This window comes from Mycobacterium sp. Root265, assembly GCF_001428895.1.
Classification (GTDB): Bacteria; Actinomycetota; Actinomycetes; order Mycobacteriales; family Mycobacteriaceae; genus Mycobacterium.
In genome coordinates, this window is the sequence record NZ_LMJA01000031.1 from 449,920 (window position 1) to 471,599 (window position 21,680).

The 21,680-nt window shown below is 69.0% G+C and carries 18 protein-coding genes; 4 read left to right on the forward strand and 14 right to left on the reverse strand.

All coding sequences use genetic code 11. The features are described 5' to 3' along the window. The first annotated feature begins 17 nt into the window (after window positions 1-17). Window positions 18-1,868 (forward strand): adenylyl-sulfate kinase, encoded by a 1,851-nt coding sequence (gene cysC / locus ASE48_RS27990; protein ID WP_057170415.1) that lies wholly within the window; start codon window positions 18-20, stop codon window positions 1,866-1,868. Here cysC and ASE48_RS27995 read toward each other — a convergent pair. Further along, window positions 1,865-2,629 carry a trans-aconitate 2-methyltransferase gene (locus tag ASE48_RS27995; protein ID WP_057170416.1) on the reverse strand — a complete coding sequence of 255 codons (765 nt, stop codon included), beginning with the start codon at window positions 2,627-2,629 and terminating at the stop codon, window positions 1,865-1,867. The two genes, cysC and ASE48_RS27995, sit on opposite strands and share 4 nt — an antisense overlap. Before the next feature lie 19 nt (window positions 2,630-2,648). Between ASE48_RS27995 and ASE48_RS28000 the strand changes: the two genes are divergently transcribed. Both ASE48_RS28000 and ASE48_RS28005 read left to right on the forward strand, forming a co-directional pair. Beyond that, window positions 2,649-3,536, forward strand: coding sequence for an amidohydrolase family protein (locus ASE48_RS28000; RefSeq protein WP_057170417.1), 888 nt, complete (start codon window positions 2,649-2,651; stop codon window positions 3,534-3,536). Between the two features lie 60 nt (window positions 3,537-3,596). After that, complete coding sequence (locus tag ASE48_RS28005) at window positions 3,597-4,802, forward strand: alpha/beta hydrolase family protein (RefSeq protein ID WP_057170418.1); 1,206 nt, start codon at window positions 3,597-3,599, stop codon at window positions 4,800-4,802. Here the strand turns inward: ASE48_RS28005 and eccE are convergent. From eccE to ASE48_RS28065, 12 genes are all read right to left on the reverse strand, one after another. Continuing rightward, the gene (eccE, locus tag ASE48_RS28010) at window positions 4,792-5,697 is read right to left on the reverse strand and encodes a type VII secretion protein EccE (RefSeq protein WP_057170419.1); all 906 of its coding nucleotides are present in this window, start codon (window positions 5,695-5,697) and stop codon (window positions 4,792-4,794) included. The two genes, ASE48_RS28005 and eccE, sit on opposite strands and share 11 nt — an antisense overlap. Next, window positions 5,694-7,094, reverse strand: a complete 1,401-nt coding sequence (gene mycP, locus ASE48_RS28015; protein ID WP_442928772.1) for a type VII secretion-associated serine protease mycosin — start codon at window positions 7,092-7,094, stop codon at window positions 5,694-5,696. Before mycP ends, eccE begins: the two co-directional genes overlap by 4 nt. Continuing rightward, complete coding sequence (gene eccD / locus ASE48_RS28020) at window positions 7,091-8,500, reverse strand: type VII secretion integral membrane protein EccD (RefSeq protein WP_057170421.1); 1,410 nt, start codon at window positions 8,498-8,500, stop codon at window positions 7,091-7,093. The genes mycP and eccD overlap by 4 nt, the downstream gene beginning before the upstream one ends. Next, entirely contained in the window at window positions 8,482-9,342 is an 861-nt protein-coding gene (locus ASE48_RS28025; RefSeq protein WP_057170422.1) for an ESX secretion-associated protein EspG, read from the reverse strand. The genes eccD and ASE48_RS28025 overlap by 19 nt, the downstream gene beginning before the upstream one ends. Next, window positions 9,343-9,630 carry a WXG100 family type VII secretion target gene (locus ASE48_RS28030; protein WP_057170423.1) on the reverse strand — a complete coding sequence of 96 codons (288 nt, stop codon included), beginning with the start codon at window positions 9,628-9,630 and terminating at the stop codon, window positions 9,343-9,345. It lies immediately after the preceding gene. A 27-nt stretch (window positions 9,631-9,657) separates the two neighbouring features. Then, window positions 9,658-9,951 (reverse strand): hypothetical protein, encoded by a 294-nt coding sequence (locus ASE48_RS28035; RefSeq protein WP_057170424.1) that lies wholly within the window; start codon window positions 9,949-9,951, stop codon window positions 9,658-9,660. A 52-nt stretch (window positions 9,952-10,003) separates the two neighbouring features. After that, window positions 10,004-11,563 carry a PPE family protein gene (locus ASE48_RS28040; protein ID WP_057170425.1) on the reverse strand — a complete coding sequence of 520 codons (1,560 nt, stop codon included), beginning with the start codon at window positions 11,561-11,563 and terminating at the stop codon, window positions 10,004-10,006. A 1-nt stretch (window position 11,564) separates the two neighbouring features. Continuing rightward, on the reverse strand, window positions 11,565-11,876 hold the full coding sequence (locus tag ASE48_RS28045; protein WP_057170426.1) for a PE family protein: 312 nt from the start codon (window positions 11,874-11,876) through the stop codon (window positions 11,565-11,567). Then, window positions 11,876-15,832 carry a type VII secretion protein EccCa gene (gene eccCa, locus ASE48_RS28050; RefSeq protein ID WP_057170427.1) on the reverse strand — a complete coding sequence of 1,319 codons (3,957 nt, stop codon included), beginning with the start codon at window positions 15,830-15,832 and terminating at the stop codon, window positions 11,876-11,878. Before eccCa ends, ASE48_RS28045 begins: the two co-directional genes overlap by 1 nt. Further along, window positions 15,832-17,379, reverse strand: coding sequence for a type VII secretion protein EccB (gene eccB, locus ASE48_RS28055; protein WP_057170428.1), 1,548 nt, complete (start codon window positions 17,377-17,379; stop codon window positions 15,832-15,834). Before eccB ends, eccCa begins: the two co-directional genes overlap by 1 nt. After that, a complete protein-coding gene (eccA, locus tag ASE48_RS28060; protein ID WP_057170429.1) occupies window positions 17,376-19,214 on the reverse strand; it encodes a type VII secretion AAA-ATPase EccA in 1,839 nt (612 codons plus the stop codon). Before eccA ends, eccB begins: the two co-directional genes overlap by 4 nt. A gap of 232 nt (window positions 19,215-19,446) precedes the next feature. Further along, window positions 19,447-20,325 (reverse strand): oxygenase MpaB family protein, encoded by an 879-nt coding sequence (locus ASE48_RS28065; RefSeq protein WP_057170430.1) that lies wholly within the window; start codon window positions 20,323-20,325, stop codon window positions 19,447-19,449. Window positions 20,326-20,405: 80 nt separating this feature from the next. On the opposite strand from ASE48_RS28065, the gene ASE48_RS28070 reads away from it, so the two are divergent. Then, window positions 20,406-21,020, forward strand: coding sequence for a TetR/AcrR family transcriptional regulator (locus ASE48_RS28070; RefSeq protein ID WP_082614511.1), 615 nt, complete (start codon window positions 20,406-20,408; stop codon window positions 21,018-21,020). A gap of 52 nt (window positions 21,021-21,072) precedes the next feature. Here ASE48_RS28070 and ASE48_RS28075 read toward each other — a convergent pair whose 3' ends face one another. After that, window positions 21,073-21,648 carry a VOC family protein gene (locus tag ASE48_RS28075; RefSeq protein WP_057170432.1) on the reverse strand — a complete coding sequence of 192 codons (576 nt, stop codon included), beginning with the start codon at window positions 21,646-21,648 and terminating at the stop codon, window positions 21,073-21,075. Window positions 21,649-21,680 lie beyond the last annotated feature (32 nt).

Sequence of the window (21,680 nt, forward strand, 5' to 3'; positions counted from 1 at the left end):
GCGACGGGGGAAACAGCATGAGCACGCGTCAGCTGCTGCGCATCACCACCGCCGGTTCGGTCGATGACGGCAAGAGCACCCTGATCGGTCGGCTCATGCACGACACCGACAGCCTGCCGCTGGATCATTTGGAAGCCGTCACCGACGAGGAGGGCGTGGCGGACCTGGCTGCGCTGTCCGACGGGTTGCGCGCCGAACGCGAGCAGGGCATCACGATCGATGTGGCGTATCGGTTCTTCTCCACCGAGAACCGCAGCTACATCCTGGCCGACACCCCCGGCCACGAGCGCTACACCCGCAACATGTTCACCGGTGCCTCCAATGCACACGTGGCGATCCTGCTGGTCGACGCCCGCGCCGGCGTGCTGCGCCAGACCCGCCGCCACGCCCGCATCGCAAAGCTGCTGGGCATCAAGCATTTCGTGGCCGCCGTCAACAAGATCGACCTGGTGGACTTCGACCAGGCCCGGTTCGCAGAGGTCGAGCAGGAGCTGCGCCTGGTGGCTGAGCGGCTCGGCGGGGCGGAGCTGACCGTCATCCCGATCGCGGCCAAGCTCGGCGACAACGTCGTGCACCGCTCCGACAACACCACCTGGTACTCCGGGCCCACCCTGCTGGAATACCTTGAGGCCGTCGAGCTCTCGGCGCCGCACCCGGAGCCGTCCAGCCTGCGCCTGCCGGTGCAGTGGGTGTCCCGGCCCACCGCCGAACAGCGCCGGCGCTACACCGGGCGACTGTCGGCGGGCACCCTCAAGGTGGGCGACCCGGTGGTCAGCCTGCCGTCGGGCACCCAGTCCACCGTCACCGTCGTGGACACCCTGGACGATGAACGCAGCACAGCGGTTGCGCCACTGTCGGTTTCCATCGAACTCGCCGACGATATCGACGTCGGCCGCGGCGATGTCTTCGTCAGCGCCGCCGACGATGCAGTGCTGCCGGTGCTGGCCCGCGAGCTGGACGCCACCGTCTGCTGGTTCCTCGACGACCCGCTGCGCGCCGGTGACCGGCTCGCACTCAAACAGGGCACCCGTACGGTGCGAGCCACCGTGCAGGAACTGCACACCAAACTCGACCCGGAGACCCTGGATGAGGTGGACGGCCCGGTCGAGCTGTCGCTCAACGACATCGGGTCGATCACCCTGCGCACCAGTTCCATCGTGGTCGCCGACTCCTATGCCGACAACCGGGACAGTGGTGCGTTCATCCTGATCGACGAGGTGTCCAATGACACCGTCGGCGCCGGCATCATCGCCGAGCCCCGCGAGGTCAAGCCCAGCGGACACAACCGTTCCGACATCAAGTGGCACCCGTCCTCACTGGATCGCGAATATCGTTGGGGAAAAACGGGACAACGCGGCGCGACCATCTGGTTCACCGGTCTGCCGGCGTCCGGCAAGTCGACCCTCGCGGTCGCGGTGGAGCGGGCGCTGGTGGAGTCCGGCCGGGTCGCCTACCTGCTCGACGGCGACAACCTGCGCCACGGCCTCTCCGATGACCTGGGGTTCTCCGCGGGCGACAGGGCCGAGAACATCCGTCGCGTCGGGCATCTGACGCGTCTGCTCGCCGACTCCGGGGTGGTCGCGCTGGCCTCGCTGGTGTCCCCGCTGAAATCCGACCGCGAACTGGCCCGCGCCCTGAACGACGCGGCCAAGCTGCCGTTCCTGGAGATCCACGTCGCCACCCCGGTCGCCGAATGCGAACGCCGCGACCCCAAGGGCCTGTACGCCCGCGCCCGGGCCGGTGAACTCAAGGGGCTCACCGGTATCGACGCACCCTACGAGCCACCGGAGAACCCGGATCTCGTCGTCGACACCACCGGCGCCGATATCGATCAGCTGGTCGCCCAGGTCATCGCGCTGCTCGACTAACGCACCTGTGCGACCACGAAGATCCGCCGGAACGGGAAGAAGGTGTGCCCGTCCGCGCGGGCCGGATAGGCCTGCGCCAGTTCGGGAATGATCGCCTCCCGGTACTGCTGCCACTGCAGCTCGGTGAGCCGCTCCTTCACCTGGGTCAGCGCGGTGCCCGTGATCCAGTCCAAAACCGGTGTCTCACCCTCCAACTCATGCACATAGGTGGTTTCCCAGGCATCCACCACGCAGCCGGCGTCGGTCAGCAGCCCGGCGTACTCGACCGGCGTGCCGACCACATCGGCGTCGCGCCACGGCATATCGCGCAGCGCCTCGACGAAAGGCTCACGACGGGCCACCGCACGCACCGCGGCGTGCGAGGGGGCGTCGAAGTTTCCCGGCACCTGGAACGCGATCCACGATCCGGGCGCCAGTTGCCCGGCCCAGCGCATTACGAGCTCACGGTGTTCGGGTAGCCACTGCAGCGCCGCGTTGGAGATGACCACATCGGTATCGGCTTGCGGTGACCACTCGGCGATCCCACCGACGCGCACATCCAGACCACGACCGGTGGCCGCGGCAACCATCTCGGGTGAGGAATCCCAGCCCTGCACCACCGCGCCGGGCCAGCGCCTGCTCAGCGTCTCGGTGAGGTTGCCCGGTCCGCAGCCCAGGTCGGCCACCCGGCGGGGCTGCCGCGCGGCCACCCGGTTCACCAGGTCGAAGAACGGCCGGCCACGGTGGTCGGCGAAGGCCAGGTAGGTGTCGGGATTCCACATACTGACATCATCGACGGTGATGGATGAGGCAACAACGGTTCGGCGCATCTGGGAGTCTCTCGGGCTGCCCGGAATCATCGACGTACACACCCACTTCATGCCGAAGAACGTGATGGACAAGGTCTGGCTGTATTTCGACAGCGCCGGGCCCCTGGTGGGGCGGGAATGGCCGATCACCTATCGCGCCGATGAGAACGATCGGCTGCACACCCTGCGCGCGTTCGGCGTGCAGGCCTTCACCTCGCTGGTGTACCCGCACAAACCGCAGATGGCGGCCTGGCTCAACCAGTGGGCGGCGCAGTTCGCCGCCGACACACCGGACTGCCTGTCCACCGCCACCTTCTTTCCCGAACCCGGCGCGGCCCGGTACGTCACCGCGGCCATCGAGGGCGGTGCCCGGGTCTTCAAGGCCCATGTCCAGGTCGGTGGGTATGACCCGACCGATCCCCTGCTCGAGGACGTGTGGGGCGTGCTGGCCGACGCCGGGACACCCGTCGTCATCCACTGCGGCTCGGGTCCCGCCCCCGGCACGTTCACCGGTCCGGAGCCGATCGAGGCCGTGCTGACCCGTCATCCGCGGCTCCGGCTGATCGTCGCGCACATGGGTATGCCGGAATACGAGCCGTTCCTGGACATCTGCGAGCGCCATGCCGGCGTGCATCTGGACACCACGATGGCCTTCACCGCGTTCGCCGAGGAGACGATGCCCTTCCCACCCGGCGCGTACCCGCGGCTGCGCGATCTGGGCGAGCGCATCCTGTTCGGCAGCGATTTCCCGAACATCCCGTACCGCTACACCCACGCGATGTCGGTGCTCACCGCACTGCCCGGGATCGACGACGACTGGCTGCGCGGGGTGTTCCATCGCAATGCAGCCGAACTGTTCGCTTTACAGATACCCGACTGACTGACACCTTCATCCGGGCCGGGCTACCATCGGCGGGCCGCAGCGAGAAAGGCCAGCGACGTGACCGACGCGCCACCGCTCGATACCGCACCCGTTGATCCACCCATCCCGGTGCCCGACGTTCCCGGTGCCGACGCCACCGCGCGCGGACTGCCGCGGCGCAGCGACCTCACCCTCCAGCAGCGGATGGTCGTGGATGCTTCGGCCGTCGCCGATCTCGGCCTGCGCACCGCCGTCGCCAGCATCGTGGGTGCAGCGATGCTGCCGCGCCTGGCCGGTGCCGCCCTGCACCCGAACCGGGTCCACGATGAGGACGCCGCACTCGATTTCTACATCGACCTTGCCGCACAGAAGGATCCGCTGCTGTCGTTCCCCGCACCGACGGCTCTGCCGCGGGTCTCGACGCGGCCTGCCAACCAGCTGGCGTCCTGGATCGCGCACGGGTCGGTGAACAACATCGAGTTCGCCAGCAGTTTTCAAGCCGTCAATCCCGCACTGCGCGAGCAACGCGGCTCCTATGCCCGCAACAACGTCGTGCACGCCCAGCACTGGGTGCACGGCGACGGGCCGCGCCCGACGCTGTGCCTGATCCACGGCTTCATGGGGTCGGCCTACCTGTTCAACGGGCTGTTCTTCTCGTTGCCGTGGTTCTTCAAATCCGGGTACGACGTGCTGCTCTACACGCTGCCGTTCCACGGCAGGCGTGCCGAGGCGAACTCGCCCTACAGCGGGTACGGCTATTTCGCCGACGGGATGGCCGGGTTCGCCGAGGCGATGGCCCAGGCGGTGCACGACTTCCGTTCGGTGGTCGACTATCTGGAGTCCACCGGCGTGGATCGCATCGCGCTCACCGGGATGTCACTGGGCGGCTACACCTCCGCGCTGATCGCCGGGGTCGACGACCGGATCCAGGCCGTCATCCCGAACGTGCCGGTGGTGACACCCGAGGCGGCGTTCGACGACTGGTTCCCCGCCAACATGCTGGTGCGGTTGGGGAACCGGCTGACGGGCGTGGACAAGGCGAAAGCCGACGCGGCGACGCTGTTCCACTCACCGCTGACCTACCCACCCCTGGTGCCCAAGGACCGTCGGCTGATCATCGCCGGACTCGGCGACAAGCTGGCGCCGCCGCAGCAGGCCGAAATCCTGTGGCGGCACTGGGATCGGTGCGCATTCCACTGGTTCCCGGGTAACCACATCCTGCATGTCAGCCAGCCGGACTACCTGCGCCGGATGACGAGGTTCCTGCGGCCGTTCATGTTCTGACGCCCACGCCCGTCGGCCAGCGGAGTTCCTCGGCCAGCGCGGGGCCGGCGGGCTGATGGTCGCCGACACGCCGCGACGACAGCGGGTCCAGCGCGTCGAGCACCGTGCGCTGACGGCCGCCCAGCGTGGCCAGCCCGGAGATCGGCGCCGCTGATGCGGGGCGTTCGGCGGTACGCACCGCGCATACCGAAGCCACCGTGCCGGGACCGAATTCCACTGCGGTCCAGGTCTCCTCCGACGGATGCGCCCATACCGCGGCCAGCGTCTCCGGCAATGCGGCCGTCGGGATGCGGTAGGCCGTCAGGAATCCGGAGCCGTCGGTGATGGCCCGCCAGGTCTCCTTGGCCTCGCCGGACAGCGGTGCGGGACGGTTCCCTTCGTCGATGGCCGTCACCGCCCAGCCGTTCTCGCGCAGGTGGTCGGCCAGTCGCCGTCCGAGCACGTCGGCGGTGTCGTGCAACGGGATCCGCGGTGACCGGGCCTGCAGCGACCGCAGGTTCTCGGCGGCGTCCAGCGTCAGGGTGATCCAGGTCTGCCGTTCACCGGCCAGGTCGCGGCTGGTGATCCGGACCTTGTCGCAGCGCAGTCCGTACCGGTCGGTGTAGCCGGCGATCAGTGCCACCGGAAGCTCATCGGATGCCGGTTCGTCGATACGCAGCAGCACCGTGGCGGTGTCGCCCGCCTCGGCGACACCGGCCTCGGAGTGGTTGCCCCGCCAGATCGTCCATCGTCGCGCCAGCTTGGCGGTCGCGAAATCACCTTTCCACCAGGCGAACAGCAAGATCACCACTGCCACCGCGACGCCGAGGATCCAGCGCTGGGTCACCGTCTCGTACGGGTATGCCAGTGCGGCGGGCACGATGAACAGCAGCGCCAGGGCGAGTCGGGCCGTCATGCGGCTTTGTCCTTCCGTCGGTGTGCGGCGATCGCGGCGGTCACGAGGGCAGCCAGTGCGAGCACACCGGTGCCGATATACGCGACGGTCCGCGGTGTGGAGTCCTGTTGTACCGGTTCCGGCGGTGCCGCAACGGGTCTGGTCGTCTCGGCGGGGCTACCCGGACCGGGCACATCCCAGGTCAGGGCGGCCACCGGGTCGACAGTGCCCGCACCCACCAGTGACGACGGCGAGCGGTCCGCGCCGCGCGCGGTACTGGTGAGCCTGCGCACCACCTGTTCGGCGCTCAGTTCGGGAAAACGGCTGCGGACCAGGGCCGCAACGCCGGACACGTAGGCGGCGGCATAGCTGGTGCCGCTGACCGGCGCCAACTCGCCTTTCTCGTTGGGCTGCCCGTTGGCCAGCCCGCCGTCGGGGGTGTTGCTCACCGAGGTGATGTTCTCTCCCGGCGCGGCCAGGCCGAGCCAGGGACCGGACATGCTGAACGGCGCGGGCTGGCCCGCCGGGTTCAGCGCCCCCACCGACAGCACGTAGGGCTGCCACCACGAAGGCGTCGATACCGAGGTCACCCCCGCCCAGTTGCGCGGATCGTCCGGCCGGGCCGGGTCGGTCAACGGGTTGGCCGCACAGGCGCTTCCGCCGGCGATACCGCCGCCGGTGTTACCGGCCGCCGCGATGATCACCACGTCCTTCTCGACGGCCGCGTAGCGCAGCGCCGCACCGAGCGCGCTCTGATCGAGGGAAGTGTTCGCCGGGACACACGCCACCGACGAGATGTTGATGATGCGGGCGCCCAGGTCCGCGGCGCGTACCACGGCGCGCGCCAGCGTCGCGATGTCGTTGCTGGCCTCCACGATCACCGGGTCCTGGCCCGGCTGGTTCGGCGAGCCCGCCGGGGAATATCGAGCCGAGGTCTGCCGGATGGACAACAGCTGCGCGCCCGGCGCGACACCGGAGAAACCGTCCGCACCCGGCTGGCCGGCGATGAGTCCGGCGACCATCGTGCCGTGTCCGTCGCAGTCGGTCAGTCCGTCGGTGCCGGCGACGAAGTCACCGCCGGGTTCGACATTGGGCAGCCGGGGTCCCGGTTGTACACCGGTGTCGATCACCGCGACCGTCTGGCCGTCACCGCGGCTGTGGCGCCATGCTTCGGCGAGGTCCAGCGTCAGCTGATTCGGACTGACGACACCGGGATCGGTGCCCGGGATCACCCCGGTCACCGTGCAGGTGCCGCGTTGCGCCATGGTCTGCACGGGCCCGGCGGCACCCGACGGGGGTGCGGTGTCGGCATCCACCTCGGGCGGGGTGATCGCGCCCGCGGCCGGGCAGCCGACCGCTGCGACCGCGAGAACCGCTGCCAGCACGGCGGTTCCGCGACGCAGTAGCTGTGCTGTCACCTGTTCAGAACCCATTCGAACAGACCGACCAGGTAGGCGGCCACCGGAATGACGGAGGCGTCGACGGCGGAACTGGCGAAGCCGAACAGCCGGCGAGCGGGCAGCGAGTAGGTGTCCGGGGAGGCGATCCGCGGGTTCAGCGCGACCACGATCCAGACGACGGTCACGGCCACCAGGGCAGCCAGCGCCCACCAGGCCGCCGCGTACCGCTCGGTCAGGGCGAAGGTCACCAGCAGCGCGGCGGGCAGCAGGAAGGACTGGCTCAGCAGCCAGGCCTTGCACGGCGTCGAATCCCACACCCGGGCACGCAGAGTGGTGCCCAGCGCCGCCGCGATCACCAGCACCCAGGCCCACGGCGACGCGCCCGCCGAGCCGACGAGGATCAGCGAGCCGACCACCGACAGCAGGACACCGGCGGCCAGGAATCCGGTCTGGTGCGCGTCGGTGACGCGGATGCGGCGCGGCAGATCCTCCAACACGCGCAGTGGCTGCGCCGACGGGGTCGGATCGCCGGGGGCGGGAATGGTCGGCACGGGCAACCGCGCCCACAGTGCGGACAGGCGGGCGGCCTGCACGGTCACCAACAGCGCGAAGACGATGAGACCGGACCCGGTGCGGATGTCGGTCATGTCCCAGATGGTGGCCAGCACCGCGAACAGCAGCACGCCGAGCCCGAGCACCGTCGACGCGGTGAACGTGGCGATGGCGCGTTCGAAGACGACGATGCTGATCACCGACCAGGCGGCCACACCGGCGGCGGCCAAGAGCACCTGCGCGGCACCGAAATCGCCGGGGACGGCGAGCGCGAAGGCTGCGGCGACGGGGGCCAGCGCGGTGAGCCCGAGCGCGGTACCCAGGCCCGGGAACCGGGCTCGGGTGGCGAACGACGCGATCACGGTGACGGCGGCGATACCGGCGACGGTGAACAGTCCGGCCGAGTGCCCGCTGACGACCCGGGCGGCCGTCGCGAGGGCGGTGCCCAGCAGGATCAGCGCGATGACGGCGACCGCGGCCGCACGCTGGATCTGCGCCGGACCCCATGGCCGTTCGCGTGCGGCGGAGAAGATGACGGCGGCATCGGCGATGTCCTCGATGATGCGCGGTGCGGCAGGTCCGTTCGGGATGGCCTGCAGCGCCAGCAGATCGCCGTCGACGACACCGACGGTGTCCAGCGTCGCGTCCAGGCTGAACGGGGCACCGCCGATGGGTGCCAGGCTCAGCCGTGCCGGAGCGCCCTCGGGGGCGTCTGTCGACGGCAGCACGGTGCGCTGCACGGCCGGGATGATCTCGCGCAGCGGCAGTTCGGCAGGCAGCGCCATCTCGGTGAGCCGCCCGGCGCCGTCGGCGCCGTCCCCGGCGGCCAGCACGGCCACCCGCACGATCGGCATCACAGTGTTGTCGGGCATCGGTCTTCCGTTCTCTGGTCGAAATCTCGGTTCTGAAGCGCGCCGGGAAACCACGATCCGTGCGGCAGTGTTGCGATCAGTCTGTCGACCGCGGCGGCGATGGCCACCGCGGTTCCGGGTGCGAACGTGGACACCCATTCACCGTCAAAGGCTTTCGAGGGGCTCACCAGGATGCGGCCGGCCTCGGAGTCGACGACGCTCACGCCGACCTCGGTACTGACCCGGTGACCGTCTCGGTGTTCGCCTGCGACGATCTCCACGTAGCTCCGCCTGCCGGTGAACACTGCCTCCACCACCGGCCGTGCGGACGTCGGAATGCCCAGGTATTCAAGCACTTCGGCCAGGTTGGAGCCGGCTCGCAGCTTCTCGTCGGCGCGGGCCCCGGCCCGGACGGGTACGGTGAAATCATCGAAGGACGCAGCGCGCCGTCCGGCCAGGCCGGCCACCAGCACCGGCACCAGGTCGTTCGGGTGCAGCAGTTCCATCGCGGTGAAGGTCACCAGACCGCCGCTGCGCAGCGCGACCACCGAGGTCTCGTCGTGTCGCGCAACGAGACCGCGCAGCATGTCGCCGTGCGCTCCCACGATCCGTAACTCGAGCCACTGCCGCGCCCGGCAGGTCTGCTGAATCCACTGGACGACAGCGGGATTGATGACTCCGCTGCCGGACATCACTCCCAGCTCGGTCAGCTCGGCAACCCGATCGGCCGCGAACTGTCCGGCGGCTGCCGGCTCGCTGTAGGGCGGCGTGATCGCCAGCACCCACGGGAACGAGCCGGAGCCGACCTCTTCTGCAATGAACCAGGCCTGCTCGACGGTCAGCTCGACCGCATTAGCAGCCATCTATCCCCATTTGGCGCCTTCTGCCCGGTCCCGGGCATTCATCGACATGGTGTTGGTCTCATGGGTGCTCGCCATCGCCTGGTACGCACGCACCAGCTCGGTCATGCTGGCGTTCCACTGGGCCTGCCAGGCCTGGTAGGTCATACCGGTGTCGCCCTGCCAGGCGCCCGACAGCGCGGCCTGCTCGGCGGCGATATCCGCGCCGACGGCGTTCAGAGCGCCTGCGAAACCGTTCATCTCGGCTGACAGCGCGAGCATGGCCGGGTAGTTGTACATGATCTGCGACATGTGGATTCTCCTGGTCGGCTTGCGTTGTCAGATCGAGGTGTAGGTGCTGGCGGCCGCCGCGTCCTGCGCGACGTAGGTGCCCGCGGCGTCGGCCAGGTTGACCTGGGCGATGTCGAGCAGGGCGTTCACCCGGGCCGAGACCTCGATGAACCGGGCGTGCGCGGCCTGGAAGGCGGCCGAGGACTCGCCCATGTGGAAGGCCTGCGAGGCCTGGGCGGCCTGCTCGGCCTGGGCGATGGTGCTGCGCATCAGCGCGGCCTTGGCGCCGAACGCCGATTCGGAGGCGACCAGTTGGGGGATGTGCGCGTCGAGCATGCTCATGGCGTTTCCTTTCGGGGGTATCTGTGGGCGATCTGGGGTGTCCGGGGTGCGCTCAGCTGTGCTGTCCCCCTCCCGGTGCCGACGGATCGTCGGGACTCCAGGAGCCCGGCAGCATGGGATTGGTCGGCCCGTTGCCGAACGAGTCGCCGGTCAACTCGGTCACACCGGTCGCCGTGGTGTCCTCGCCGGGGACCGCACCGGTGAAGCCCATCGGTCCGGCACCGTGTTCGGAGGCCGTCACGCGGGGCTCGGGGCGCGGTCCGCGCGGCGCGGGATCCTCGTCGTAGTCCATGTATTCGTCGGCGTAGGCGCGGTCCTTGATCTCGCCGCCCTTCTTGCGCCGACGTTTCCGGCGCTCGGCCGCCGACAGTGCCGCGGCCGAGGCGACTGCCGCCGACGAACCCGAGGCGGGTGCCTTGGCCGACGTGGTGTCGCGCACGGTCGGGCTGAAACCGCCGCCCGGGTGCCCGCCGTAGACCGCGTAGGCGGCCAGCGCCGGAGTGGCGGCCGCCGGTGCCGCCGCGGGCGCGCTCGCCGGCGCCGAGGCGGGGGTGCCTGCGGGAGCAGCGGACGGGGCCGGGGTACCGGCCGGCGCGACGCTTGCCACCGGCAGCGTGGGTTCGCGCTGCGCGGCGGCCGGAGGCTCACCGAGATCCAGCATCGGCAGATCGGTGAACTTCGGCAGCAACTTGTCGATGATCAGGATGAGGCCGACGATGCCGAGGGTAGCCAGCGCAGGCAATAGGAACGGCGCCGCGAAGATCATTCCCCAGGTGGGCCAGCCGACCAGGTTGAAGAACACCTGATAGGCGACCGCGAACAGGAACGGACCCCAGGTCGTCAGTGCCGCAGCGGGGTTGGTGAGGAAGTCGGTGAGCAGCGCCTGCAGGTTGCCGATCGGGTTCTGGATGAACTCGATGATCAGCTGACCACCCGGCACGTTCTTGAGGTACTGCTCCAGGAACTGCAGGATGAAGTTCGAGTCATTCAGTGCCGCAGCCGAATTGATGGCCTGGGCCTGCGCGATCATCTGGGTGGAGGTCGCGCCGGCGCTACCCGCCTCACCGACACCGGGAGCCAGCAGCATCGGCGCCGGTTCCAGCACCGGCGTCGCCGCGACGGTGGCCGCGGACACCGCCTGATAGGTGGTCATGGTGGTGGCGGCCTGGATCCACATCCGGACGTAGTCGGCTTCGGTGACCGCGATCGGGATGGTGTTGATACCGAAGAAGTTCGTGGCCAGCAGCGTGCCGTGCAGGGCATGGTTGGCGGCCAGCTCGGCCAGTGTGGGCATGGTCGCCAACGCGGTGGTGTAAGCGGCTGCGGCGGTCTCGTGTTGGGCCGCGGCGACCGCGCTCTTCGCGCCGGCCTGCGCCAGCCAGATCAGGTATGGCTGGTGGGCGGCAACGTACTGCTCGGAACTCGGCCCCTCCCACGCGCCGGCCGCCACACCACCCAGCGTGGAGACCAGTTCGGCTGCCGCGGCGGCATATTCGGCGCTCAGTGACTGCCAGGCTCCCGCGGCGGCAAGCAGCGACCCGGGACCCGGACCGCTGCTGAGCAGCGCCGAATGAACCTCGGGCGGCAGTGCCATCCAGACGGGAGCGGTCATCTCAGCCGCCGCGCGCGATCAGGTAGGTCGACGCGGCCAGCGCGTCGCCGGTGGCGTAGCTGGTGCCGGACTGCGCGACACCCATCCCGGCGCGGCCCAGCTCCTCCACGGCCAGCGCGGCGACCGCGCTGTGCTCGTTACCGGCGGCACTGAACCCGGCGGCCGTCTGCAACGACACCGGGTCGGCTGCCGGCGGCACCACCACGTTCACCACCGGTGCCGCCGCGGCGTGCGCGGCGGCAAGCCGCGCGGTCAGCGCTTCGACCGCCGAACCGGCGGCGGCCAATCCTTCGGGAACCACGCGCAGAGTCATCAGCTGTATTCCTTTCCGTTCGTACCGGCAGGCGAAACTTCCTCGGGCACGAGGGGGTTCACCAGTTGCACATAGGTCGCCTCTTCGCTGTCGCCGAGCAGCATCGCCCGGCCCGCCGGCAGCCTGCTGAAGCGCATGCCCCGCAGTTTGCCACCGTCGGCGGGACTGCCCGACAACATCACGGTAGTCGCCTGTAGATCGTTGAGGCGGCGCAACAATGGCGCGGTCATCACCGCGTGCGCCGATCCACTGGCCCTGGCGGTGACGATGACCCGCAGACCGAGGTCGCCGGCCTCGGCCAGCAGCCCCAGCAACGGGCTCCACGGCCGCTGGCCCGCGTACGGACCGCTCACCGCGGGACCGTCCGGGATCTGATCGACATCGTCGATGATCAGATAGTGGGTCTGCCCTTCGAAACTCCAGCGGCGCAGGTCCTCCGAGGACAGGCCGGCCGGCGGGCGGCGGTGCTTGATGAGCGCGGACAGGCCCAGCATCGCCGGGGTGATCCGGTCGATGTTCGGCGTGTACTCGTTGTCGGGGAACAGCGGCTCCTCGACCAGGTGCAGCCGCCGGTCGATGACCGTGAAGGCGACCTGGTCCGCGGTCGAGTTGTCCCGGATGCTGCGGATCAGATGCCGCAGCAGGGTGGTCTTGCCCGATCTGCTGTCGCCGAACACCATCATCAGTGGGTTGCGCGCGAAGTCGATCGCCACCGGGCGCAGGTCTTCCTCGCGCTGCCCGATGACCACCTGCTCCGGGCCCACATAGATCCTGCCGACGGCGGCGGGGGTGAGCTGGGTGGGCAGCAGCCGGATCGCGGGGGCGTGCTCGCCGGGATGGCGGGCGTTGATGACCGCGATATCGCGCAGGTCCGGCGCCGCGAACAGGAAATGTTCGGCGGCCATGGTCAGGCCGCGTCCCGGCTGATCGGCGGGCACACTGTCGGCCGGGCGGGTCAGCGCGCCGACGACCCGGACATTGCTGTCGTGGGAGTCGTTGAGCTTGAGCTCAAGTCGCAGCCCGAGGCCGTCACGCATGGCCAACGGCACTTCGAGCCAGTTCGGGGTGGTGATCACGACGTGGATGCCATAGGACAGCCCGGCATTGACCAGCTCGGTGACCCGGGCCAGCAGCGGGTTGCGGGTGTTGAAGGTGTCGATGTTGTCGCGGCTGAACGCGTACAGGTTGTCGATCACCAGGAAGACCTCGCCGTAGCCGTCCTCGTAACCGCCCGAGCCCGGGCGTGCCCCGGTCTCCTGGCGGGTGCGCAGCAGCTGCTCCAGCTCGGCGAAGGTGCGCCGGATGAGCTCGGGTTCCAGCGGCGTCGCGACGGCGCCCACATGGGCCAGGTCGGCGACTGCGCGCAACTGGCCGCCGCCGTAGTCCAGGCAGTAGAAGCTGACCTCGCCGGGCGCGTGCAGCGCCGCGGCCGACAGCATGAAGGTCTGCAGCGCAGTCGACTTGCCCGATTTCGGTCCGCCGTGGATCAGTAGGTTGCCCGCCGCGGTGCCGGCGTCGAACACCAGCGCGTCGCGGCGCATCTCGAAGGGCTTGTCGATTTCGCCCAGCGGCCAACGCCATGTGCGTTCGCCGATCTCGGTGCGCGCCAACAGGTCGACGAGCGGAATGGCCTCCTCCAGCGGGGGCAGCCACAGCTGCGGTGCGCGCGGGCCGTAGTTGGCCAGCTGGTCGCCGATGGTGGCGATCAGCTTGCGCGGCGGCGGGACGTCCTCGATCTCGCCGGTGACGATGACGGTGTCCGGCGCCGGTTCCACCCAGCCTGCGGTGAACAGCTGCGGTTCTGGCACCGAATGCACGACCACCGAGTGGCCGGTGCGCGGCGGGTCGTAGATGCCGTCGACGTAGGTGCTGCGGAACTTGACCGGGTTAGCACCGGGTGCGGGCACCAAGAAGCCCTCACCCTTGTGCTCGCGGCCCGACTCGATCTGGAAAGCGTCCTCGGTGCCGATGATCTGACGGCTGATCGACGGGCTGGCCACCTTGAGGCCGATGCGGTACGAGGTGTTCTTGTCGATGTCCTTGATGCGGCCGACATCCAGCGTCTGGGACGCGAACAAGATGTGGATGCGGAACGAGCGTCCCTTGCGGGCGACGTAGTCGAACAGCTCCGCGTACTCGGGATGCTCGGCCAACATCAGGGTGAACTCGTCGGCCACCACGAACAGCGTGGGGATCGGCGCCAGGTCGTGGCCGGCGGCGATCGCCGCCTCGTACTCGGTGACCGAGTTGAAGGCGCTGCCCTGAACGCGGCGCCCGGCCTCTTTCAGCAGTTGCTCACGCCGCGCCACTTCGCCGCGCAGGGTGTCCGCGAAACGATCTGCCAGTGAACGCTTCTCGGCCATGTTCGAGATGACGGCGACGACCTGCGGGAAGTGCCGGAAGATATCGGCGCCGGCCTCACCCTTGAAGTCGGCGTAGATGACGATCAGCCGTTCCGCGGAATGCGTGGTGAGCAGCGAGAGCAGGATCGACATCAGCGTCTGGGACTTGCCCGATCCGGTCATACCGATCATCAGGCCGTGCGGGCCCATACCGCCCTCGGCCTCGTCCTTGAGGTCGAAGATCAGCGGTTCGCCGGTCGCGGTGACCCCGATGGGCACCCGAAGCTCCTCGTCGCGGTGCCGCGGCGCCCACAGCGCCGCCACGTCGAGTGCGGAGGCGTCCGGGATACCGAACAGCGTGGTGAACGTCGTCGCACCGGTGGCTGCCGTGCGGGCTTGCTCCGGGTTGGTGTCCCAGCGTGCCAGCCGGCGCGCCAGGTGCTCGGCCTGCGCATCGGAGAATGCGTCCGCGGTGTCGACGTAGGGCTGCCAGCCGCCGGTCTGCCAGCGCGCGATCTTGCCGTCGGCAATCTTCAGGATGGGCCGCTCCGGGTCCGAATACTGTTCGCGGTGCGGTTCTTTGGCGGACCGGTGGATCAGGGTGACACCTGCTGCACCGGTGCGGCCGACGACGGCGTCGGGATCGGCGTCGGGATCGTCGAGCAGCACCAGCAGGTGCTTGCCCGAGGCCAGTGCGGCGCCGGTGAAGGCGTCACGCTCGTCCAGCACCGGGGCCAGCAGACCGTGCAGGCCGTCGGCGGTGGTGGCCAGGTACCGGGCCGGGCCGACACCGTCGGCTTTGCCGGGAACGTCGTTGTGCGGCAGCCACTTCAGCCAGGACCAGTCCGATGCCTCCAAGTCCGGGGCCGCCAGCGCCACCCCGAGCACCGCCGGGTCATGCCAGGTGACCGCCTGGGCGACCCAGGCGCGCAGGGCGTCACGGACTTCGTCGGGCTCACCCAGCACGGTGATGCGGGAAACCTTGGCCAGGTCGATCCCGGTCGGTGCGTTACGCACCGTGCGGTGCACATCGAGCAGACCACGAAGGGTGGTGTGCGCCACCGGTTCCAGGTCGATCTCGTCGGCGGCGTCCTTGACCCGCAGCGTGGTGTTCAGCGGCACATCGGTCAGCCCGGTCCGCACCACCAGGAAATCGCTGTCGCGGGGGTCGCGCTCCCACTGCCTGCGGGTGCCGGGCACCGCGGCGAGCAGATCCGGCTCCGGGTGCGACCACTCCAGTGCCGCACGCTGATCGGCGGCCTGCGCGCGGACGTTGTCCCGCACCACCGACAGGTAGCGCAGGTAGTCGGCGCGTTCGGCATCGACCTCCTCGGTGCGCAGCTTGTTGTCGGATCCGCGGTAGAGCGCGGTCGCGGCGAGCAGCAGCACGAACGGGAAGAACAGCATCGTCGGCGAGATCATCCGCATTCCGGTCGCGAACAGCGCCACGATCATGCCCACGATCAGGATGACGATCAAGTACGGCAGCACCCTGCGCAGCAGCGACGGCGGCACCAGTCGGGGCAGCGACGGCGGCGCCTCGATGGTGATGGTGCCCTTGCGCGCCTCCGGCGCGGGCAGGCGGCGGCGAGCCTCGAAGATCAAGCGACTCATCAGTTTTCTCCCTCGCGGCCGGACGCGACCGCGGACGACACGGCATCGTGCGCGACGAGCGCATCCGCCCTGGAAAGAGTGGGTCCGGCCGCGAACTGGGTGAGCACCGACCACGGCACTGCCAGGGGCGGCGGCGTCAGACCCAGCGCAGTAACGGTTTTGGCGTCACCGGAGGCATCCACGCCGTACCGGACGCCGGTGTCGCTGACCCAGAAGGCCGATCCGGCGGGTGGTGCGCCGGCATCGGATCCGACGGATTGCACGAAATAACCGCTACCGGGGGCGAGCGCAACCCGGTTGGCGGTCGATCCGCCGCCGGCGCCGACCAGGTCCACGGTGCGCAACCCGTCGGGCAGCGGCAGCGCGGCACCGGCGAGCAGGCTCAGCGAGCTCTCGGTCGCGTCGGCAGGCTTGGACCAGTGGGCGCAGGTGACCGGCGCCGGACCGGGCTCGACCAGGGTGACCTCATCGGCGGGGTAGGCGTTGGTGTCGATACCCCCGACGACCGGCAGCTTCGCCACGTCGTCGGCACCCAGGCGTGGCGGCTGCTGCAGCCCATAGGAATTGGAGTTCCGCAGGATCGCGGCCAGCACCGGCGACACCTGCTGCAGGCCGTCGGCGTGCACCGCGAAGTAACGGATCGTGTTGTCGGCTTCATAGGCGGCGACGACGGCTCCGACCGGGGCCGGGACCGGCAGGGCGAAGCGCGGTGGCTCACCCGCGCCGGGCAGCGCCGGGGCGACCAGCGGAGCGGACTCCGGGATGGCGTTGAACAGGCCGGGCGCGATCACGCGCGGTGCGGGGATGTCGGTGCCCAGCCCGAGGGCGTCGGTGACGGCCCGGTTGCCCAGGTCGATGGGGCTGCGTTTGCCATTCCACAGCAGCCAGGTGCCGGAGTGCACGCCGCCGACGTTCTGCACCAGGACCGCGCGGTCATCGGGCAGCGCGGTGGCCCGCTCGCCCTGCTCGTCCGGGGTACCGGCGATCACGGTGACGCCGGTGGCGCTGCCGGTGACGGCGTCGCACACCGTCCAGTTGGCGTCACGAGAGGTGTTCTGCACCATTCGTTCCGGGGCGCCGGGAATGCCGATGAGGTTGCCACGGGCGAACTTGTCGATCTCGCTGCTCTTCACCGTGGTCGGGTTGTCGGCCTGGCCGGCGATCAGCCGGGCCGAGGTGAGGTTCAGCGCCGGGTGCACCACGTCACCGATGCGCACATACAGTGCGGAGGTGTCGCGGTCGGCCAGGATGGTCGAGCTTCCCGCGTCTCCGCCGGGGCGGATCAGGGAGAACACGAAGCAGCCTGCGACGACGGTGACCGATACCAGGGCGCCCACGAGCACCGCGCGGTTCTGGGTGCGCAGCGGGTCGACGAGCATCCGGGTGTCGTGCAGCGCAACGCCGGATGCGATGCGGCGCATGACGAATCGCCAGCCCGAGACCTGGTGACGGGTGACGAAGCCGCGACGGTAGGCGACACGGTCGGGGTTCTCGTTGACCGGTGTGCGCGAGGTGAACTCGCGACGGTCCTCTGGCGTCTCACTCATTTCTGCGGCACCGAAAGCCCGAGCCCACGCAGCAGCGGGGCGGCCGAGCGGCTCACGTCGTCGGCGGTGATCGCCATCAACTCTTCATCGGTGAAGTCGTCGGAATCTGAGTGGTCCAATCGGTATTCGCGCTCCTCTTCGGAACGCTCGACAAGGTTTCGGACGAACCGGCCGTTGCCCGCGATATCAAGGCTGCGCCGCGCGGTGCCGGTGGCATCCGGGGTGGTGCTGGCGGCCAGATGGGCGAACAGTGCCTCCATCTCGTCGTGGGCGACCTGTTCGAAGACGCTGTCGCGCTTCTCGGCCATCCGGGTCGCCATCTCGACGAGTTCCGGTGCGCTGTAGGACGGGAAGTCGATGCTGCGGGTGAAGCGGGATCGCAGACCTTCGTTGGTGTCCAGGAAGCGGTCCAGGTCGGCCCGGTAGCCGGCGACGATGACGACCAACCGGTCGCGGTCGTTCTCCATCCTGGCCAGCAGGGTGTCGATGGCCACCAGGCCGAAGTCGTTCTTGGCGCCGGTGGACACCAGGGCGTACGCCTCGTCGAGGAACAGCACGCCGTCCAACGCGCTGTCGATGATGGCGTTGGTCTTGGCCTCGGTCTCGCCGATGTGCTGGCCGATGAGGTCGGCACGGTGCACTTCGCGGACCGTCTCCTTCTTCAGAAGTCCGAGCCCGCAGTAGATCTTGGCGACCACCCGGGCGATGGTGGTCTTACCGGTTCCCGGCGGACCGGCGAAGACCAGGTGGTTGGTGCGCTGGGCCACGGTCAGCCCGCGTTCCTGGCGCCGGATCGACATGGCCACCGAACTTTTAAGGCGTGCGACCTGATACTTGACCTCTTCGAGGCCGATGAATTCGGCGAGTTCGGCCTCCGCCTCGATGAGCAGGTGCGCCTTGCGTTCCTTGGCACCCGGGTCCACGAAGTCGGACTCCCCCGGCTCGGTCGCGGGGTCCCACGGATTGCTGCGGGCCTCGATCCGCGCAGCGGTGGTGGTGTCCAGCCCGAATGACTGGTCCGACAATGCCTCTTCCACCCCGGCATGCTCGGGGTTGGCGGCGTACAACTCAGCCAGCACGTCGGCGGCCTCGTCGTCCTCGCCCTGCGCCCGCAGGCACAGCCCCTTCACCAGACCACCGTCGACGGCGGCGACCGGGACGGGACCCTCCGGGTTCTCCAGGTGCGACAGCGCGGGGGCGAACATTCCCAGGTTTGCCAGCGCGATGGCCAGCGTCACCCGGGCGGCGTGGGCGTAGTGCTCGTCGAGCTTGGGGTCGTTGACCACCGGGGTGAGCGTGCGCACCACATCCGACCAGCGCCGGCTGCGGTGATAGAGGGCCACCCGGACCCAGCGCGCCTGCAGCCAGGCGGGACGGCGTGAGATCAGTTCCCCGACAAGCTGATCGGCGTCGGCGAAGTCACCGGCCTCGCCCAGTGTGGCGGCATAGGCCAACACGATATCGTCGCGGCTGGTCGCGCGAAACTGCAGGTACAGTCCTGTGTCGTAGGTGAATCCGAGATCCTCGGCGCCCAGGTCGATTTCGCGGGTGAGCGCGCCGAGGGTGCCCAGGGTGCGCCAGATGGTGGTGATGACGCGGCCGGCGTTCTCGCCTGCGCCGGCGGCCGCCAGTCCGATCCAGGCGTCGCACTGTTCGCGGGCGATCCGGGTCAGCTCGGTGAACCCTGACCGCGCGGCGGCCAGGTCCGCGGGCCGCTGCCGGTCGTTGACCGACAGGCCCAGCGATCGACAACAGGTCGCGAACCTGTTCACCACGTCGCGATCGACGCGGGTTCCCCCTACGCTCGAGGTGAGCGTGTCACTGACCGTGTCCATATGTCATTCGCAAAGAAGCACACGCCCCCCTGCCGTCTCCTTTGGTATGGCTAGGCTAACTCCGCCGAAGTTAGCATTGCATTAACTAACCTGTCGAGACGTTCGGGGTCGGCCGGGACCGTGACGGCGCTCACCGCGTGCCACGAATCCAGTGACCGCGGACGGTTAAGGGCAGCCGGCGTGGTTGACCTCGGCTGATGCGATTTTCAGCAAATGGGGCCCGGCGTGGACGTCAGACCAGCGGACGGCCGGTGCGGATGCGCCAGTCCAGATCCTTGAGTAACACATTGAAGGGGAACTGGCGGAGCGCGCCGGGTATCACGTTGTTGACCACGCGCAGCGCCCTCATCAGCCGGTCGAAGCGGCGCTGACGCTTCAGATCCCAGGGCAACCGCATCTCCTCACGGAACCGCTGGGGCAGGAAGCCGGTGGTGATCAGCCCAGCGGTGTCCTCATGCAGTCGCTGCAGGCGGCCGGGGAGCCGCAGACCGCGCAGCCGGCCCACCGCGATCGGATACAGATATTCGCGAATGGTGTCGTCGATGTGCACCTTGTCCAGCTGTTCCTGCCAGTACTTGTCGAAGGCGGCGCGGTCGGCGGGCCACATCTCGGGGGGAACCTGCAGGGTGGTGCCCAGCGTCATCCCGTCCAGGTAATGCTTGTCGGCGGTCTCGTCGTCCATCTCCCCGACGAACATCCGCTGGATGTCGACCGAACCCTTGTAGAGGCAGGCAGCCACCCACATCTGCAGGTCCTTGTCGAAGGCGTTGTATTGCACGGGGCTCTCCGGGGTGGAGCGCACCTGGGCGTGCGCCGTGTTCACCGCGCGCCGGAAGGCGGCCTTCTGCTGGTCGGTGCCCCGGCCCGCGACGGCCAGGTAGGTGAAGGTGGTGCGGGCGCGCTTGACGGGATGACGGTCCACGCGACCGCTCTCGACCGTGCTCTCCTGCACGCCGTAACCGACACCGGGGCGGGCGAGTTGCATGACCACGTTCGCCGGACCCGCCAGCAGCGCAACCCCCATGAGCCCGTCATCGACGGTGGCGCCCCAGCGTGGCCGGCGGGTCGGCACGCCGGCGGTCTGGCTGATCGGACGTTCGGTGATCGTCATTGACACCTCTGTGGATGAAAGTGAGAACGAATGTTTCCTGATATTGCCTCGCCCATCGGACGGGTGTCAAGATGGACGATATGACGCAGCTCCGGCCCTACCGCGGCGTTGCGGCGCCGCAGCGATTGGCCGAGCGGCGCCGCCGCTTCCTGGAAGCCGGCCTGGACCTCCTCGGCGAGACCTACGACGAACTCACGGTGCGGGCCATCTGCCGGCAGTCCGGTATCGCCACCCGCCATTTCTACGAGGCGTTCGCCGACAAGGACGAGTTCGTCGCGGCGGTTTTCGACTCGGTGATCGGCGAGATCGCCAGCACCACCCAGGCGGCGGTCGCGGCCGTCCCACCACCGGAACAGAACCGGGCCGGCATCACCAACCTGGTGCGGACCATCGGCGATGACGCGCGGATCGGCAGGCTGCTGTTCGATCCGCAGTTGTCCAACGCAATTCTGGTGCGCAAGCGGGCCGAGCTGGGCGGGTTCTTCGCCGTGCTGGCCGGCCAGCACGCGCAGACCGTGCTGGCCCGCGAGGACAGCGACGAGATCAAGGCGATCGCGCACTTCATCGTCGGCGGGGTCAACCAGACCATCCACGGGTGGCTCACCGGGGCTATCGCGCTGACCCGCGACGAGCTGATCGAGCTACTGACCGCCTTGCTGAATACGTTCCCCGACCCTCGGCGGGCAGGAGTGTAGCGACCCGGGAAATCGGTCGGCGGGCAGGACCTGGCGAAAACGAGCGGCAGTTCTAGACCACTGCGCGCGGCCGCCGGTCGGCGGCGGTCTTGGGCACCGTGGTGGTGTCGGCCTCGGTGAACTCCTTGATCCAGCAGGCGAACTCCAGTGTGATGCCGTCCGGGTCCTGGAAATAGAAGGAGCGCACGTACACACCCGGATGCAACGTCGGCGAGGCCTGCCATTCGCTCTCGTCGTGGTTGAGCACCGGCCCGACGCGCACGCCCTTGGCCTTCAGCTTCTCCCGGTACTCGTCGAACTTCTCGGCGGGCACGTGGAAGGCGAGGTGGTTCATGGTGGTCACCGCGCTGGTGATCTCCCCGAGGCCCGGCAGCGCGACCGGCGCGGATACACCGGGGATGCCGTCCGGGGCGTCGGTGAACCAGAAGAAGGCCACGCAATCGCCGTTACCGGCATCGAAGAAGAAGTGCTGCCCCATCCCGCCGGGTAGATCTAGCGACTTGATCAGCGGCATGCCGAGCACGCCGGAGTAGAAGTCGACGGTGCGCTGCATGTCCGAGCACACCAGTGCAACGTGGTTGATACCCCCGAGGGTGAACTCGGAGTTGGGGTTGTCGGGCTTGATCATGGCTCTCCTGGGGCGAGCGGAGCGACGGGGAA